This is a genomic window from Bacillus sp. 204(2023) (genome assembly GCF_037027505.1).
In the GTDB taxonomy this organism is placed as follows: Bacteria; Bacillota; Bacilli; order Bacillales; family Bacillaceae; genus Bacillus; species Bacillus subtilis.
Genome location: NZ_JAXCHE010000014.1, coordinates 46,081 through 59,832 on the forward strand (window position 1 = coordinate 46,081; position 13,752 = coordinate 59,832).

The 13,752-nt window shown below is 42.5% G+C and carries 12 protein-coding genes, 1 rRNA gene and 1 other annotated feature; all 13 genes read right to left on the reverse strand.

Going from position 1 to position 13,752, the window contains the following annotated elements:
- Positions 1–3: 3 nt before the first annotated feature.
- Complete coding sequence (gene cysS, locus WA279_RS20125; protein WP_014478619.1) at positions 4–1,404, reverse strand: cysteine--tRNA ligase; 1,401 nt, start codon at positions 1,402–1,404, stop codon at positions 4–6.
- On the reverse strand, positions 1,401–2,054 hold the full coding sequence (gene cysE / locus WA279_RS20130) for a serine O-acetyltransferase (protein WP_003225749.1): 654 nt from the start codon (positions 2,052–2,054) through the stop codon (positions 1,401–1,403). The genes cysS and cysE overlap by 4 nt, the downstream gene beginning before the upstream one ends.
- A gap of 68 nt (positions 2,055–2,122) precedes the next feature.
- Positions 2,123–2,353 (reverse strand) — a binding site (T-box leader).
- Positions 2,354–2,355: 2 nt separating this feature from the next.
- Positions 2,356–3,807: a glutamate--tRNA ligase gene (gene gltX, locus WA279_RS20135; RefSeq protein WP_336156435.1), complete on the reverse strand. Its 1,452-nt coding sequence runs from the start codon at positions 3,805–3,807 to the stop codon at positions 2,356–2,358.
- 90 nt (positions 3,808–3,897) lie between these two features.
- Positions 3,898–4,374: a 2-C-methyl-D-erythritol 2,4-cyclodiphosphate synthase gene (gene ispF, locus WA279_RS20140; protein ID WP_003225745.1), complete on the reverse strand. Its 477-nt coding sequence runs from the start codon at positions 4,372–4,374 to the stop codon at positions 3,898–3,900.
- On the reverse strand, positions 4,367–5,065 hold the full coding sequence (gene ispD / locus WA279_RS20145) for a 2-C-methyl-D-erythritol 4-phosphate cytidylyltransferase (RefSeq protein WP_064672086.1): 699 nt from the start codon (positions 5,063–5,065) through the stop codon (positions 4,367–4,369). The genes ispF and ispD overlap by 8 nt, the downstream gene beginning before the upstream one ends.
- Positions 5,066–5,079: 14 nt before the next feature.
- Complete coding sequence (locus tag WA279_RS20150; protein ID WP_003235014.1) at positions 5,080–6,180, reverse strand: PIN/TRAM domain-containing protein; 1,101 nt, start codon at positions 6,178–6,180, stop codon at positions 5,080–5,082.
- Positions 6,181–6,295: 115 nt separating this feature from the next.
- On the reverse strand, positions 6,296–7,378 hold the full coding sequence (disA, locus tag WA279_RS20155; protein ID WP_003225736.1) for a DNA integrity scanning diadenylate cyclase DisA: 1,083 nt from the start codon (positions 7,376–7,378) through the stop codon (positions 6,296–6,298).
- Positions 7,379–7,381: 3 nt separating this feature from the next.
- Positions 7,382–8,758 carry a DNA repair protein RadA gene (gene radA / locus WA279_RS20160; RefSeq protein ID WP_014475593.1) on the reverse strand — a complete coding sequence of 459 codons (1,377 nt, stop codon included), beginning with the start codon at positions 8,756–8,758 and terminating at the stop codon, positions 7,382–7,384.
- Positions 8,759–8,849: 91 nt separating this feature from the next.
- The gene (clpC, locus tag WA279_RS20165) at positions 8,850–11,282 is read right to left on the reverse strand and encodes an ATP-dependent protease ATP-binding subunit ClpC (RefSeq protein WP_014475592.1); all 2,433 of its coding nucleotides are present in this window, start codon (positions 11,280–11,282) and stop codon (positions 8,850–8,852) included.
- Positions 11,279–12,370 carry a protein arginine kinase gene (locus WA279_RS20170; RefSeq protein ID WP_336156437.1) on the reverse strand — a complete coding sequence of 364 codons (1,092 nt, stop codon included), beginning with the start codon at positions 12,368–12,370 and terminating at the stop codon, positions 11,279–11,281. The genes clpC and WA279_RS20170 overlap by 4 nt, the downstream gene beginning before the upstream one ends.
- The gene (gene mcsA, locus WA279_RS20175) at positions 12,370–12,927 is read right to left on the reverse strand and encodes a protein-arginine kinase activator protein McsA (RefSeq protein WP_015252993.1); all 558 of its coding nucleotides are present in this window, start codon (positions 12,925–12,927) and stop codon (positions 12,370–12,372) included. The genes WA279_RS20170 and mcsA overlap by 1 nt, the downstream gene beginning before the upstream one ends.
- A gap of 13 nt (positions 12,928–12,940) precedes the next feature.
- Positions 12,941–13,405 carry a transcriptional regulator CtsR gene (gene ctsR / locus WA279_RS20180; RefSeq protein ID WP_003225724.1) on the reverse strand — a complete coding sequence of 155 codons (465 nt, stop codon included), beginning with the start codon at positions 13,403–13,405 and terminating at the stop codon, positions 12,941–12,943.
- Positions 13,406–13,645: 240 nt separating this feature from the next.
- Positions 13,646–13,752, reverse strand: a 5S ribosomal RNA gene (gene rrf / locus WA279_RS20185); the annotation flags it as partial.

Genomic DNA, 13,752 nt, shown 5'->3' on the forward strand with positions numbered 1-13,752 from the left:
CTGTTATTCTCCCCGTTTCCAGCGAGTGCCTTGAGCCGTATCTTCAAGAATGATATTCATGCTTTTCAGCTGGTCACGGATCTGGTCTGACAATGCAAAATCGCGATTCCGGCGCGCTTCATTTCGCTTTTCGATTAAGTCTTCAATCTCTTGATCGAGAAGTTCCTGCTCACCCAACGAAAAACCGAGGACAGAAACAATGCGGTCAAACATCTCAATAAACGCCGTAATCACATGATCAGCCGTATGATCTTTCTGAAGATAATAATTGGCGTGTTTCGCTAAGTCAAACAAGACTGAAATGGCATTCGCCGTATTAAAATCATCGTCCATCGCTTCTTCGAATGCTTTGCGGTGTTCTTCAACTTTTTCAAGCCATTGATCGTCATCTTCGGTTAAATTCGTACTGCTGTTCAGACGGTGCTGAAGATTGCTGTACGCTGTTTTTAAACGGTTAAATGCGCTTTTCGTATTTTCCAGAAGCTCTTCTGAATAGTTAATCGGATGGCGATAATGAACAGATAGCATAAAGAATCTCAAAAGCTGCGGATCATGCTGTTTAATGATGTCATGGACAAGCACAAAGTTGCCTAGTGATTTTGACATTTTTTCATTATCAATATTGATATAACCATTATGAAGCCAGTACTTCGCAAACGTTTTGCCTGTCAGCGCCTCAGATTGCGCAATTTCGTTTTCATGGTGAGGGAATGTTAAATCCTGTCCGCCCGCATGGATATCAATCTGGTCACCCAGATACTTTTTCACCATTGCTGAGCATTCAATATGCCAGCCCGGACGTCCTTTTCCCCAAGGACTATCCCAAGAGATTTCCCCTTCTTTTGCCGCTTTCCACAGTGCGAAATCAAGAGCATCTTCTTTTTTCTCGCCGACTCGGATGCGTGCACCTGATCTTAGCTCATCGATTGATTGCTGAGAAAGCTTTCCGTATCCTTCAAACGCTCTTGTTTTGAAATAAACGTCACCTTCTGATTCATAAGCGTAGCCCTTTTTCACGAGCTGATCTACGAATTCGATAATGGCATCCATGTTTTCCATCACTCGCGGATGAAGGTCGGCTTTTCGGCAGCCGAGCGCACCTACGTCTTCAAAGTATGCTTTAATAAAACGCTCTGAAATGGTGGGTACATCCTCACCGAGTTCATTTGCCGCTTTAATTAATTTATCGTCTACGTCTGTGAAGTTAGAGACATACTGCACATCATAGCCTTTATACTCTAAATAGTTTCGAACCGTATCGTAAACGATTGCCGGACGCGCGTTCCCGATATGAATGTAATTGTAAACCGTGGGTCCGCATACATACATTTTCACTTTTCCCTCTTCAAGAGGAACGAATGTTTCCTTCTGTCTAGTCAATGTATTATAAAGTGTGATTGTCATTTTTGATTGATCCTTTCTTTTCTGTCTTCAAGTTCTGCCTTCAGCTCTAAAATCTGCTGTTCCAAAGACTTAAAGCGGTCAGCAACTGGATCGGGCAAATCCTGATGGTTTAAATCGCGTCTTACTTTCTTGCCATTTTGTACAACGACCCGTCCAGGGATACCGACAACTGTTGAAAAATCAGGAACATCATGCAGCACTACTGAACCAGCGCCAATCTTTGAGCCTTCACCGACCGTAATAGAACCGAGCACTTTAGCACCTGTGGCTATCAATGCGTCATCTTTAATCGTTGGGTGCCTTTTTCCCTTTTCTTTCCCCGTTCCCCCGAGGGTAACCCCCTGAAAAACGGTTACGTTATTGCCGATTTCACATGTCTCCCCAATGACAACCCCCATGCCGTGGTCTATGAAAAATCTTCTCCCGATTGTAGCGCCGGGGTGGATTTCTATCCCGGTAAAAAATCGGCTTACTTGAGATATAAGGCGTGCAAGGAAATAAAATTTTCGTTTATATAAAGCATGTGCAATCCGATGCGCCCATATAGCATGTAAACCGGAATAAGTTAAAATCACTTCAAAATAGCTTCTTGCTGCGGGATCTTGATCGAACACAGTATCAATGTCTTCTTTGAGCATTCTAAAAAACACATGCTTCCCCCCGTTTCTCTATCTGATTTCCTCTACCCAATAAAAAAAGCGTCTCTGCATGTAAACATGACAGAGACGCTTTAACCGCGCGGTTCCACTCTGTTTGAAAAGCAGACTTCTGCTCTCCCAACTTCAGCCTGTAACGGCGGCGGCCGCCTTTGAATACTGATTTCAAAAAACGTTCTTCAAAGGTCTTAAGGGCGCACTTCTAAAACCCGGCTCATGGATCTCTCTCAGCCAATGGAGATCCTTTCTGTAATGGCCTTAAGCTTTATACTCTTCCCTGTCAACAATCATTTATTTAGATATTTTTTAAACGCTGAATTGCAGTCTCTTTACCGATCAATTCAATTGATTGCGGCAGTTCCGGGCCGTGAGTTTGCCCTGTTACAGCAACACGAATCGGCATAAACAGTTTTTTCCCTTTATGGCCAGTTTCTTTCTGCACTGCTTTGATCGATGCTTTGATGTTATCCGGAGTGAACTCCTCAAGCTCTTCAAGCTTCGCTGCGAATGTGCTGAGCACTTCAGGAACCTGTTCTTCTTCCAGAACAGCTTTCGCTTCTTGATTATACTCGATCTCATTCGTAAAGAACAAATCAGTCAGCTCAACAATTTCCGCACCGTAGCTTAATTGCTCATGATACAGGGAAATCAGTTTACGAACCCATTCTTGTTCTTCAGCAGAAAGCTCAGTGCCAACTTTGCCGGCTTTTTGCAAATGCGGAAGCGTCAATTCAACAACCTGATCAAGATCCAGCTTCTTCACATATTGGTTGTTAACCCATTTTAGCTTATGCATATCAAACAAAGCTGGTGATTTAGATAAACGATTTACATCAAAAATTTCAATAAACTGCTCTTTTGTGAAAAGCTCTTCTTCTCCAACCGGTGACCAGCCTAACAGGCCGATAAAGTTGAACAGTGCTTCTGGCAGGTAGCCAAGCTCTTTGTACTGCTCGATGAATTGAATAATGGATTCATCACGTTTACTGAGCTTTTTACGGCTTTCGTTTACGATCAGCGTCATGTGTCCGAACTGAGGAATATCCCATCCGAATGCTTGATAAATCATAATCTGTTTCGGTGTGTTAGAAATATGATCCTCACCGCGCAGCACGTGTGTCATTTTCATTAAGTAATCATCAATCGCTACCGCGAAGTTGTAAGTCGGCGTTCCGTCCTTTTTCACAATAACAAAGTCGCCGATGCCATCTGATTCAAAAGAAATTTCGCCTTTTACGATATCATTGAAGGCGATGATTTTTCCTTCCGGCACGCGGAAACGAATACTCGGTTTTCTGCCTTCAGCGATAAATTTCTCCTGTTCTTCCTGAGTCAGGTCTCTGTGTTTTCCGGAATAACGAGGCATTTCTCCGCGGGCAATCTGTTCTTCACGCTCTTTTTCAAGCTCTTCTTCCGTACAGTAACATTTATAAGCAAGCCCTTTTTCAAGAAGCTCTTCATAGTACACTTTATAGATATCGTTACGCTCTGACTGACGGTATGGGCCGTACTCTCCTCCGACATCCACACTCTCATCCCAGTCAATACCTAGCCACTTCAGATAATTCAGCTGGCTTTGTTCTCCGCCCTCAATATTGCGCTTTTTATCTGTATCCTCAACTCGAATGATAAACTTACCGCCTTGATTGCGGGCAAATAAATAATTAAAAAGCGCCGTTCTGGCATTTCCAATATGCAAATGTCCGGTTGGACTCGGTGCATAACGGACGCGTACTTCGTTTCCCATTTTCAAATACTTCCTTTCATGTCATGTATGGCCTCAGGCAAAAATGTATGAATCTATTCTACCACCAAATAGACCCGGCATCAAAACAAGTTAGCCTTTTTGTATCAGTACTGTCGCCTGAGCCGCTATTCCTTCCGCCCGGCCTGTAAATCCAAGCTTTTCTGTCGTTGTTGCTTTTACATTTACTTGAGAAACATCTGCCTCAAGGCCTTCAGCAATTCTTTTTCTCATATCTTCTATGTACGGCAGCATCTTCGGCTTTTGCGCTATGATGGTGCAATCAATGTTCCCAAGGACATACCCTTTCTGTTTCACGATTCCCCAGACATGCTGAAGTAATTTGAAAGAATCTGCGTCCTTGAACTCGGGATCTGTGTCAGGAAAATGCTTGCCGATGTCTCCTTCACCCACAGCTCCCAGGCAGGCGTCAGCGACAGTATGCAGCAATACGTCTGCATCAGAATGGCCAAGCAGCCCTTTTTCGTACGGGATTTCAATTCCGCCAATAATGAGAGGACGGCCCTCCACTAATTGATGCACATCAAATCCTTGTCCAATTCTAAACATGTTTATTCCCACTTTCTGATTCCATGATAGCTTCAGCTGACGTCAAATCGTCTGGCGTCGTCAGCTTAATATTTGTATAGCTGCCTTCTACAACACGGACCGAACCGCCCTCCATCTGTTCAACGAGGCTGGCGTCATCCGTCCCTAAAAATCCCTTGCGCTCGGCCTCAGCGTGAGCCTTCATCAATAAAGAAAGACGAAAAGCTTGTGGCGTTTGGACAGCCCACAAGCTTGAACGTTCAATCGTCTCACTGACTTGTAAATCTTGAACGCGTTTAATCGTATCTTTTACCGGAACAGCAAGGATGGCCGCTCCTGTCTGTTCCGCCTCTGCGATCAGTTCGTCAATTTGTTCATGTTTTATAAATGGGCGGGCACCGTCATGTACAAGGACAATCTTTTCCTGCTTTACGGCTTTCAGCCCCTTATACACACTGTGCTGACGCTCTTCTCCGCCTGCAACAAGCTCAATTGAAGTTTGAAACGGGTAATCGGACAGCAATTGCTGAAAGTGCTCCCGCTCCTGCTCGTTAATCACCAAAATGATTTTATCGCACTGCCGGTGGCTGTCAAACACTCTTAACGTGTGTATGATCACCGGGTCTCCTTTCAGATCAATGAACAGTTTATTTCTCCCTGCCTTCATCCGCTTTCCCTGTCCGGCTGCAGGAATCACCACATCATAACTCATTGTTTCTTCTCCCTTTAGAGCGCCTTCTCCAACAGCTTAGGCTTCGCAAAAATCATTCGTCCCGCTGCTGTCTGCAGCACACTTGTGACGAGTACATCAATATGCTTGCCGATATAATTGCGTCCTTCTTCAACGACAATCATCGTACCGTCATCCAAGTAGGCAACTCCCTGATTATGCTCTTTCCCGTCCTTAATGACCTGAACATTCATTTCCTCGCCAGGAAGCACAACAGGCTTGACCGCATTGGCAAGGTCATTAATGTTTAATACTGCTACCTTTTGAAGCTCGCACACTTTATTTAAATTAAAATCATTCGTCACAACGACCCCGGATGTCAGCTTAGCAAGTTTGACGAGCTTGCTGTCAACCTCCTGAATATCTTCAAAGTCGCCTTCGTAAATTTCAACTTCAATGTCTAATTCTTTCTGAATGCGGTTCAGGATATCAAGACCGCGGCGTCCTCTGTTTCGTTTTAAAACATCTGAAGAGTCTGCAATATGCTGCAATTCCTCAAGGACAAACTGCGGAATCACGATAACTCCCTCTAAAAAACCAGTCTGGCAAATATCTGCTATTCTCCCATCAATAATAACACTAGTGTCCAAAATTTTCAGCTTCTTGTCTTGAACCTCATGTTCTTCATCAGCTGTTCCTTTTTTCTTTTGCATTCTGGCGGAAATGGAAAACAGGCTGATCAATTCATCCTTTTTCTTAAAGCCCACCTGGAAGCCGAGATAACCGAGGAAGAAAGCCAAAAATACAGGAATTATTGTGCTGAATATGCGGTAAGGTATATTGTCTAAAGGAATAACATTTACGATAAGATAAGCAATTATAAGTCCAAAAACTAAGCCAAGACTTCCAAATAACAAATCTGGAACCGGCGCTTTTAACAATGAATCCTCTATCCACTTCACCCAGTTCACAACGTATTCTGTACCCCATATACTGATGAGAAAAAAGATAATTGCTCCTATTGCCGCAGACGTATATGCGTTTGTTATTAAAGGTATGTCCTGTATATTTAACAGTACAAACAATTCAGGTATCAAAAATATACCAACAACGCCGCCAAAAATAATGAAGAACGCCTGAACTATTCGTTTTAACATACCCCCACCTCCTTTTTTAACATTTTAATTTCACAAAGTCTTATGCATCCTACGAATATCAGAATAAACAAAAACCAACATTAATATACCCGTATTCATAAGGTTTTAACCGAAATCACAGTTGTCTGTCTAAATAATGCTTCTCTTGCAGGCGTTTTAATCCTTTTTTGATTTTTTGGGCTCGTACTTCACCGATACCCTCTACTTCATCTAATTCTTCTGCACTCGCCTCAATAATCCTTGGTAGGACTCCAAATGCTTCTACAACATTTTCAACAATCGGCATCGGAAGACGCGGTATCTTATTTAACAGCCTGTATCCTCTCGGCAATACATAATCATCAAGATTAGTAGAAGCAGGGTAACCGAGAAGCTTATACACAATGGAATCATCCAGCAGATCATAACTGGACATATCCTGCAGCTCCTTCAAGAGAACAAACGGATCTTTAATCTTTTCTTTTACATAGTCCTTAATAAATAAAGCGGCCTCTTCTTCCATATCCGTAATCAATTCAATGACTTGCAGTTTGATCAGATGCCCTTCTGTCCCCAGCTCTTTGATATACATATTAATTTCGTTTTTGATTCTCAGTACCATTTCATAACGATGCATGACAGACAAGACATCACTGAAGGTAACAAGTTCCTCAAACTCTAACGCGTTCAGTGCATTAATCGTTTTATCGAGGATTGTCTTATATTTTTCAAGTGTTTGAATGGCTTGGTTCGCCTTGGTTAAAATAAATCCTATGTCTTTTAGTGTATACTTCATGTTTTCCTGATATAACGTTATGACATTTCTTCTTTCAGAAATAGCGATCACAAGACAGCCAGTTTGCTTAGCTACTCTTTCGGCAGTTCTATGCCGCATTCCTGTTTCTGATGAAGAAATTGTGGCATCCGGCATCAGCTGAGTATTCGCATAGAGGATCTTTTGACCCGAATCACTTAAAATGATCGCTCCATCCATTTTAGCCAGCTCATATAAATGCGCCGGAGAAAAAGCCGTGTTTATGTGAAAGCCGCCGTCCACCACTTCTTTTACTTTATCATTATATCCAACAACAATCAGACCGCCTGTATTTGCTCTCAAGACGTTTTCCATCCCCGCTCTGAGCGGTGTACCCGGAGCAACAAACTGCAATATAGATGACAGGTCTAACTCGTGTTTCGCCCCTTTTTTCTCTTTTTCCATCTATTATCCTCCTAATGAAGTACGAAGCGCTTCTGCAACATTTGCTACTCCGATAACCTCAATCCCTTTTGGTTTTGTCCATCCGTCCAGATTTGCCGCGGGTATGATCATGCGTTTAAAACCAAGCTTTGCCGCTTCTTTCACACGCTGTTCAATTCTTGAAACCCGCCGGACTTCTCCGGTTAATCCCACTTCTCCAATAAAACAATCTGCAGGATTTGGAGGTGTGTCTCTAAAGCTTGATGCGATACTAATCACAATCGCAAGATCAATTGCCGGTTCATCAAGCTTAACGCCGCCAGCCACTTTCAAATAAGCATCCTGATTTTGCAGCAGCAGTCCAACTCTTTTTTCTAACACAGCCATTAACAGAGAAACCCTGTTATGGTCTATTCCCGTTGCCATACGCCTTGGGTTGCCAAAGCTTGTTGGCGAGATGAGCGCCTGAATTTCAACGAGAATCGGTCTAGTGCCCTCCATAGAGGCAGTGATACTCGAGCCTGCGGAACCAGCAGAGCGTTCTTCTAAGAAAATTTCCGAAGGATTCAAAACCTCAGTGAGCCCCTCTTCCCGCATTTCAAAAATGCCCATTTCGTTTGTAGATCCGAAACGGTTTTTTACAGCCCGCAAAATACGGAAAGTATGGTGGCGTTCTCCCTCAAAATATAAAACAGTGTCAACCATATGCTCCAACAGTCTCGGACCTGCAATAGACCCTTCTTTCGTCACGTGCCCTACGATAAAAATCGGAATACCTTTTGTTTTTGCAATTTTCATCAGCTCAGCGGTACATTCTCTGACTTGTGACACACTGCCTGGAGCCGATGTAATATCGCTTTGGTAAACCGTCTGAATAGAGTCAACAACGACAAACGCTGGATTCATCTCTTGTATAGCAGACGAAATATACTCCATATCGGTTTCAGATAAAACATGTAGTGACGGATTATTAATGCCGAGACGGTCTGCTCGCAGCTTCGTTTGCTTTACAGATTCTTCTCCCGAAATATACAGGACACTGTTTGATGAGCCTGATAATTGAGCGGAAACCTGCAGTAATAGCGTTGACTTTCCGATACCAGGATCACCGCCAATTAAAACGAGGGAGCCTTTAACGACACCTCCGCCGAGTACTCTGTTAAACTCGCCAAGCTGGGTTTTGACGCGGGGTTCTTCTGATGTTTCGATTGATGTAATAGGTGAAGGTTTCTGTACAGTTTGAACAGAATGAGAAAAAGCCGCTCTCCGATTGGCCGGTGCTTTTTTAATCATTTCTTCCACCATTGTATTCCAAGCACCGCAGCCCGGACATTTCCCCATCCATTTTGGAGACTCGTAGCCGCAGGATTGGCAGATGAATTTCGATTTTGTTTTAGCCATATATAGTGTAAGACCTCTCCCTTGTTCTATTTCTTGATATGAAAGTGAGGCATACACTTACATGCTGTATGCCTCATTTCCGTCTTCTATATTAATTCGTTTTAGCAGTCGTTTTTACGACAAATTCGCCATCTTCTACATCAAGAACAATATGCTGTCCTTTATGAATATTTCCTCTGAGGAGTTCTTCAGATAAACGATCCTCGACATGTTTTTGGATCGCTCTTCTTAACGGACGGGCACCGTATTCCAGGTCAACGCCCTCTTCCGCGACTTTCGCTTTTGCTGCATCTGTCAATTCGATAGAAAGATCTTGTTCTTTCAGGCGTTTCGTTAATTGATCAGACATTAATGACACAATTTCAGTAAGATGTTTTTTCTCAAGTGAATGGAAGACAATGATTTCATCAATACGGTTGATGAACTCAGGTCTGAACGCTCGTTTCAATTCACCCATCACTTTATCTTTCATGTCTTTATGATTTTGAGTTTCATCCTGAACGTTAAAGCCGACATATTTATTGCGTTTCAGCTCACTTGCTCCGACGTTTGATGTCATGATCAGAATGGTATTGCGGAAATCGACTGTGCGTCCTTTAGAATCAGTCAATCGTCCGTCTTCAAGAACTTGCAGAAGGATATTGAAGACATCAGGGTGCGCTTTCTCGATCTCATCAAGAAGCACGACAGAGTAAGGTTTTCTTCTGACTTTCTCTGTCAATTGACCGCCTTCATCATATCCCACATATCCCGGAGGAGAACCGACAAGTCTTGAAGTTGAGTGTTTTTCCATGTATTCAGACATATCAATTCTGATCATGGATTCTTCATCGCCAAAAATGGATTCAGCGAGTGCTCGTGCAAGCTCTGTTTTACCTACACCTGTAGGGCCTAAGAAAATGAATGAGCCAATTGGGCGTTTAGGATCTTTCAATCCTGCTCTCGCACGTCTGACGGCTTTTGCAACAGCTACAACCGCTTCATCCTGGCCAATGACACGGGAATGAAGAATGTTTTCCATATTGAGAAGCTTATCAGTTTCAGTTTGGGCGATTTTAGATACAGGCACACCGGTCCAGCTGGATACAACCATCGCAATATCATCTACAGTAACCTCTGAGTTTTCCTGCCCTTGCTTCTCTTTCCATGATTTCTTCGTATCCTCTACTTGCTCGCGTAGGCGTTGTTCTGTATCACGCAAGGAAGCAGCTTTTTCAAACTCTTGGCTTTGCACTGCTGCATCCTTCTCTTTACGAACCTCATCAAGCTTCTGCTCAAGCTCTTTTAAGTTAGGAGGTGTTGTAAATGAGCGCAGTCTCACCTTTGAACCTGCTTCATCGATCAAGTCAATTGCTTTATCCGGAAGGAAGCGGTCAGAAATATATCTGTCAGAAAGCTTAACCGCAGCTTCAATGGCATCATCAGTGATAGAAACGCGGTGGTGGGCTTCGTATCTGTCACGCAGACCTTGTAAAATTTGAATACTTTCATCTACAGATGGCTGATCAACCTGAATCGGCTGAAAACGGCGTTCCAGTGCTGCATCTTTTTCAATATATTTACGGTACTCATCAAGAGTCGTTGCACCAATACATTGGAGTTCGCCGCGAGCAAGTGAAGGTTTTAAAATATTAGATGCATCAATAGCACCTTCTGCTCCGCCTGCCCCGATTAATGTATGGAGCTCATCGATGAATAGAATGATATTTCCTGCCTGGCGAATTTCATCCATGACCTTCTTCAGGCGATCCTCAAATTCTCCACGGTATTTTGTGCCGGCAACAACTGTTCCCATGTCTAATGTCATCACACGTTTATCACGCAAAATTTCGGGTACTTCATTATTGATAATTTGCTGTGCCAAACCTTCTGCGATAGCCGTTTTACCTACACCTGGTTCCCCAATGAGAACAGGGTTGTTTTTCGTTCTGCGGCTTAACACTTCAATGACACGCTGGATCTCCTTGCTTCTGCCGATTACAGGGTCAAGGCTGTCTTCCTTCGCAATAGCAGTTAAGTCTCTTGCCAAGCTGTCAAGCGTAGGCGTATTCGCATTGCTGTTTGTTCCTGCCGCTGATGATCCTGTTTCATTACTTCCTAGAAGCTGGAGCACCTGCTGTCTTGCTTTATTTAAGCTGACACCGAGATTATTCAGAACTCTCGCAGCAACACCTTCTCCTTCACGAATCAGACCAAGAAGAATATGTTCTGTTCCAACATAAGAATGACCGAGTTTTCTTGCTTCATCCATTGAAAGCTCAATGACTTTTTTAGCTCTAGGAGTATAATGAATCGTTTGAGACATTTCCTGCCCGCGCCCGATCAAACTTTCTACTTCTTTCTGAATTTTATCTGAACCGAGTCCAAGCGCTTGAAGAGCTTTAGCAGCAATGCCCTCTCCTTCTCTTACCAGTCCTAATAAAATATGCTCAGTGCCAATGTTATTATGACCTAACCGAAGTGCTTCTTCCTGTGCTAGCGCCAGTACTTTTTGAGCTCGTTCTGTAAATCTTCCAAACATCATATCAATTCATCCTCCTGTCTTTTCCCATTCATTTCTAAGTGAAGCCGTTCTCTGATGAGAGCCGCTCTTCGAATGTCCCTTTCGTTCGGACGCAAAGCGCCTCCCGAGTATTGCTGTAAAAATCCTGGCTGCGTCAAAATCATAAGTTCGTTAAGTATGTTGCTTGAAAGTCCTTTTATAATGCCTAGGTCTATGCCTAACCGAACATCTGAAAGGCACTTTGCAGTTTCTTTCGATTCTATCATCCGGCAATTAGACAAGACCCCATAAGACCGATATACCCGATCCTCAAGTTCGATTTTAGAAGTTTGATAAATCGCTTCTCGGGCAGATCGTTCTTGTTCAATCAACTGAGCAGCAACACTGTTAAGATCCTCTACAATATCCTGCTCTGACTTACCGAGCGTGATCTGATTTGAAATTTGAAAGATATTCCCTACTGCTTCGCTGCCTTCCCCATAAATTCCTCTAACAACTAAGCCTAATTGATTAATTGCCGGTATAATTCGATTTATTTGCCTAGTTAAAACCAGTGCCGGCAGATGCATCATGACCGAAGCCCTTAAACCTGTACCTACGTTTGTAGGACAGCTGGTTAAGTATCCTCTTTGCTCATTGAATGCATAATCAACTTTTTCTTCAATCCAGTCGTCGACCTGGTTAGCGGCTTTCATTGCTTCTAAAAGCTGAAATCCAGGGAAAAGACACTGAATTCTAATATGGTCCTCTTCATTTAGCATGACGCTTACTTCCTCATTTTCTGAAAGCAAACAGCCGCCAAAAGGAGACTCTGTCAGATTTGGACTGATTAGATGTTTTTCAACAAGTACACGCTTCTCTAAAGGCTGTGCATCATTCATTCTAATCAAAACAAATTTGCCGATTCCGGGAATTTCTTGCTCTGAAAACTGATCTTCAAATTGCTGTATGATGGATGAGGCTTCTTCATTGGAATACCGCGTAGGGAACCGAATATGCTCAAAGTTCCTTGCTAAACGTATGCGGCTGCTGAGTACAATGTCACTTTCAGGTCCTTTCTGCTTCATCCAACTGCTTAGTGCGTCCTGAATAAAATGCTTTAGCGACATTACTCCTGTTCCTCCTCACTATCTGTACTTTTGAGTGATTGTTCTAATGAACGAATTTGATCTCTTACATGAGCTGCATTTTCAAATTCTTCTTGATGGATTAAGGATTCTAATTCCTTTTTTAGCATATCAATCTGCCGTCTGACATGAAGATTGCCGCCTATTCGTTTCGGTATCTTACCTGCATGCACAGTGTTTCCGCTGTGCACTTTACGTAGGATTGGTGTAATGTTGCTATGAAATGTTTTGTAACATTCAGAACATCCAAAACGACCAATTTTTCTGAATTGCTGAAAAGTCATTCCGCATTTCGGACAAGCAGATATTTGCTCCGAGTGACTGAACATTTGAGTTCCTGCATTTTGAAATGAAGAATCCATGTTCAGTAAACCCGAAAGTAAATTATGAATAGAGAAACCCTGATTTGCACTTATACCATATGAATCACTATTTTCTTTGGCACATTGTTCACAAATATGAACTTCTATTTTTTCTCCGTTAACAACCTTTGTAAAGTGAAAAGTGGCTGGTCTCTCGTGGCACTCTTGACAAATCAATCTTTTCACCCGCTTATTTTAATTTTAAAGAAGTCAGCATTGCCTTCATCATTCTCGCTCTTAATTCATCACGTTCAGGCAAGTCAATGTGTAAAACTGAGCGGTCCATTACGCTGACCATCATTTTTGCTTCTCTTTCTGAAATTACCTTGTCTTCTAATAGCCTTAAAATAATATCATCAGAGGCTGCTTGAGACAAATGGGTATTAATTTGAGAAATAATATTATTGATCAGGACAACTTCATTGTTCATTTTAATTTTAATGATTCTGATGTAACCGCCGCCCCCGCGTTTGCTCTCAACAATATATCCTCTTTCGCTTGTAAATCTGGTGTTGATGACATAATTTATTTGGGAAGGAACGCATTGAAATTTATCTGCAATTTCACTTCGTTTAATCTCTAAAATTTCCTTGCCATTTTGATCTAACACTCGTTTTAAATATTGTTCAATGATGTCAGAAATATTATGTCCCACTCAACCCCCTCCTTTACTGACTTTGACTATATTTGACTTTAATCTTACTATAAGCCGTTTCTCGAGAATTTTCAACTTTCTCGCTCTATCCTTTATTATTTCCATTTTCCCGGTCCACAAAACCTGATTGCTGATTTAAAATTCGGTATAAAGTTATTATATTATACAGTTAAGTGGAATTTTATGATACCAATAAACCAAAATACAAAAAACCCAGCTCAATGAGCTGGGTTTAAGCTTGCTTGGCGGCGTCCTACTCTCACAGGGGGAAACCCCCGACTACCATCGGCGCTGAAGAGCTTAACTTCCGTGTTCGGTATGGGAACGGGTGTGACCTCTTCGCTATC

Excerpts from the sequence above, each read along its gene's own strand:
- radA (WP_014475593.1), bottom strand. The coding sequence starts at position 8,758 with ATGGCTAAAACAAAATCGAAATTCATCTGCCAATCCTGCGGCTACGAG.
- clpC (WP_014475592.1), bottom strand. The coding sequence starts at position 11,282 with ATGATGTTTGGAAGATTTACAGAACGAGCTCAAAAAGTACTGGCGCTA.
- ispD (WP_064672086.1), bottom strand. The coding sequence starts at position 5,065 with ATGAGTTATGATGTGGTGATTCCTGCAGCCGGACAGGGAAAGCGGATG.
- disA (WP_003225736.1), bottom strand. The coding sequence starts at position 7,378 with ATGGAAAAAGAGAAAAAAGGGGCGAAACACGAGTTAGACCTGTCATCT.
- ispF (WP_003225745.1), bottom strand. The coding sequence starts at position 4,374 with ATGTTTAGAATTGGACAAGGATTTGATGTGCATCAATTAGTGGAGGGC.
- WA279_RS20170 (WP_336156437.1), bottom strand. The coding sequence starts at position 12,370 with ATGTCGCTAAAGCATTTTATTCAGGACGCACTAAGCAGTTGGATGAAG.
- cysS (WP_014478619.1), bottom strand. The coding sequence starts at position 1,404 with ATGACAATCACACTTTATAATACATTGACTAGACAGAAGGAAACATTC.
- WA279_RS20150 (WP_003235014.1), bottom strand. The coding sequence starts at position 6,180 with ATGTTAAAACGAATAGTTCAGGCGTTCTTCATTATTTTTGGCGGCGTT.
- gltX (WP_336156435.1), bottom strand. The coding sequence starts at position 3,807 with ATGGGAAACGAAGTACGCGTCCGTTATGCACCGAGTCCAACCGGACAT.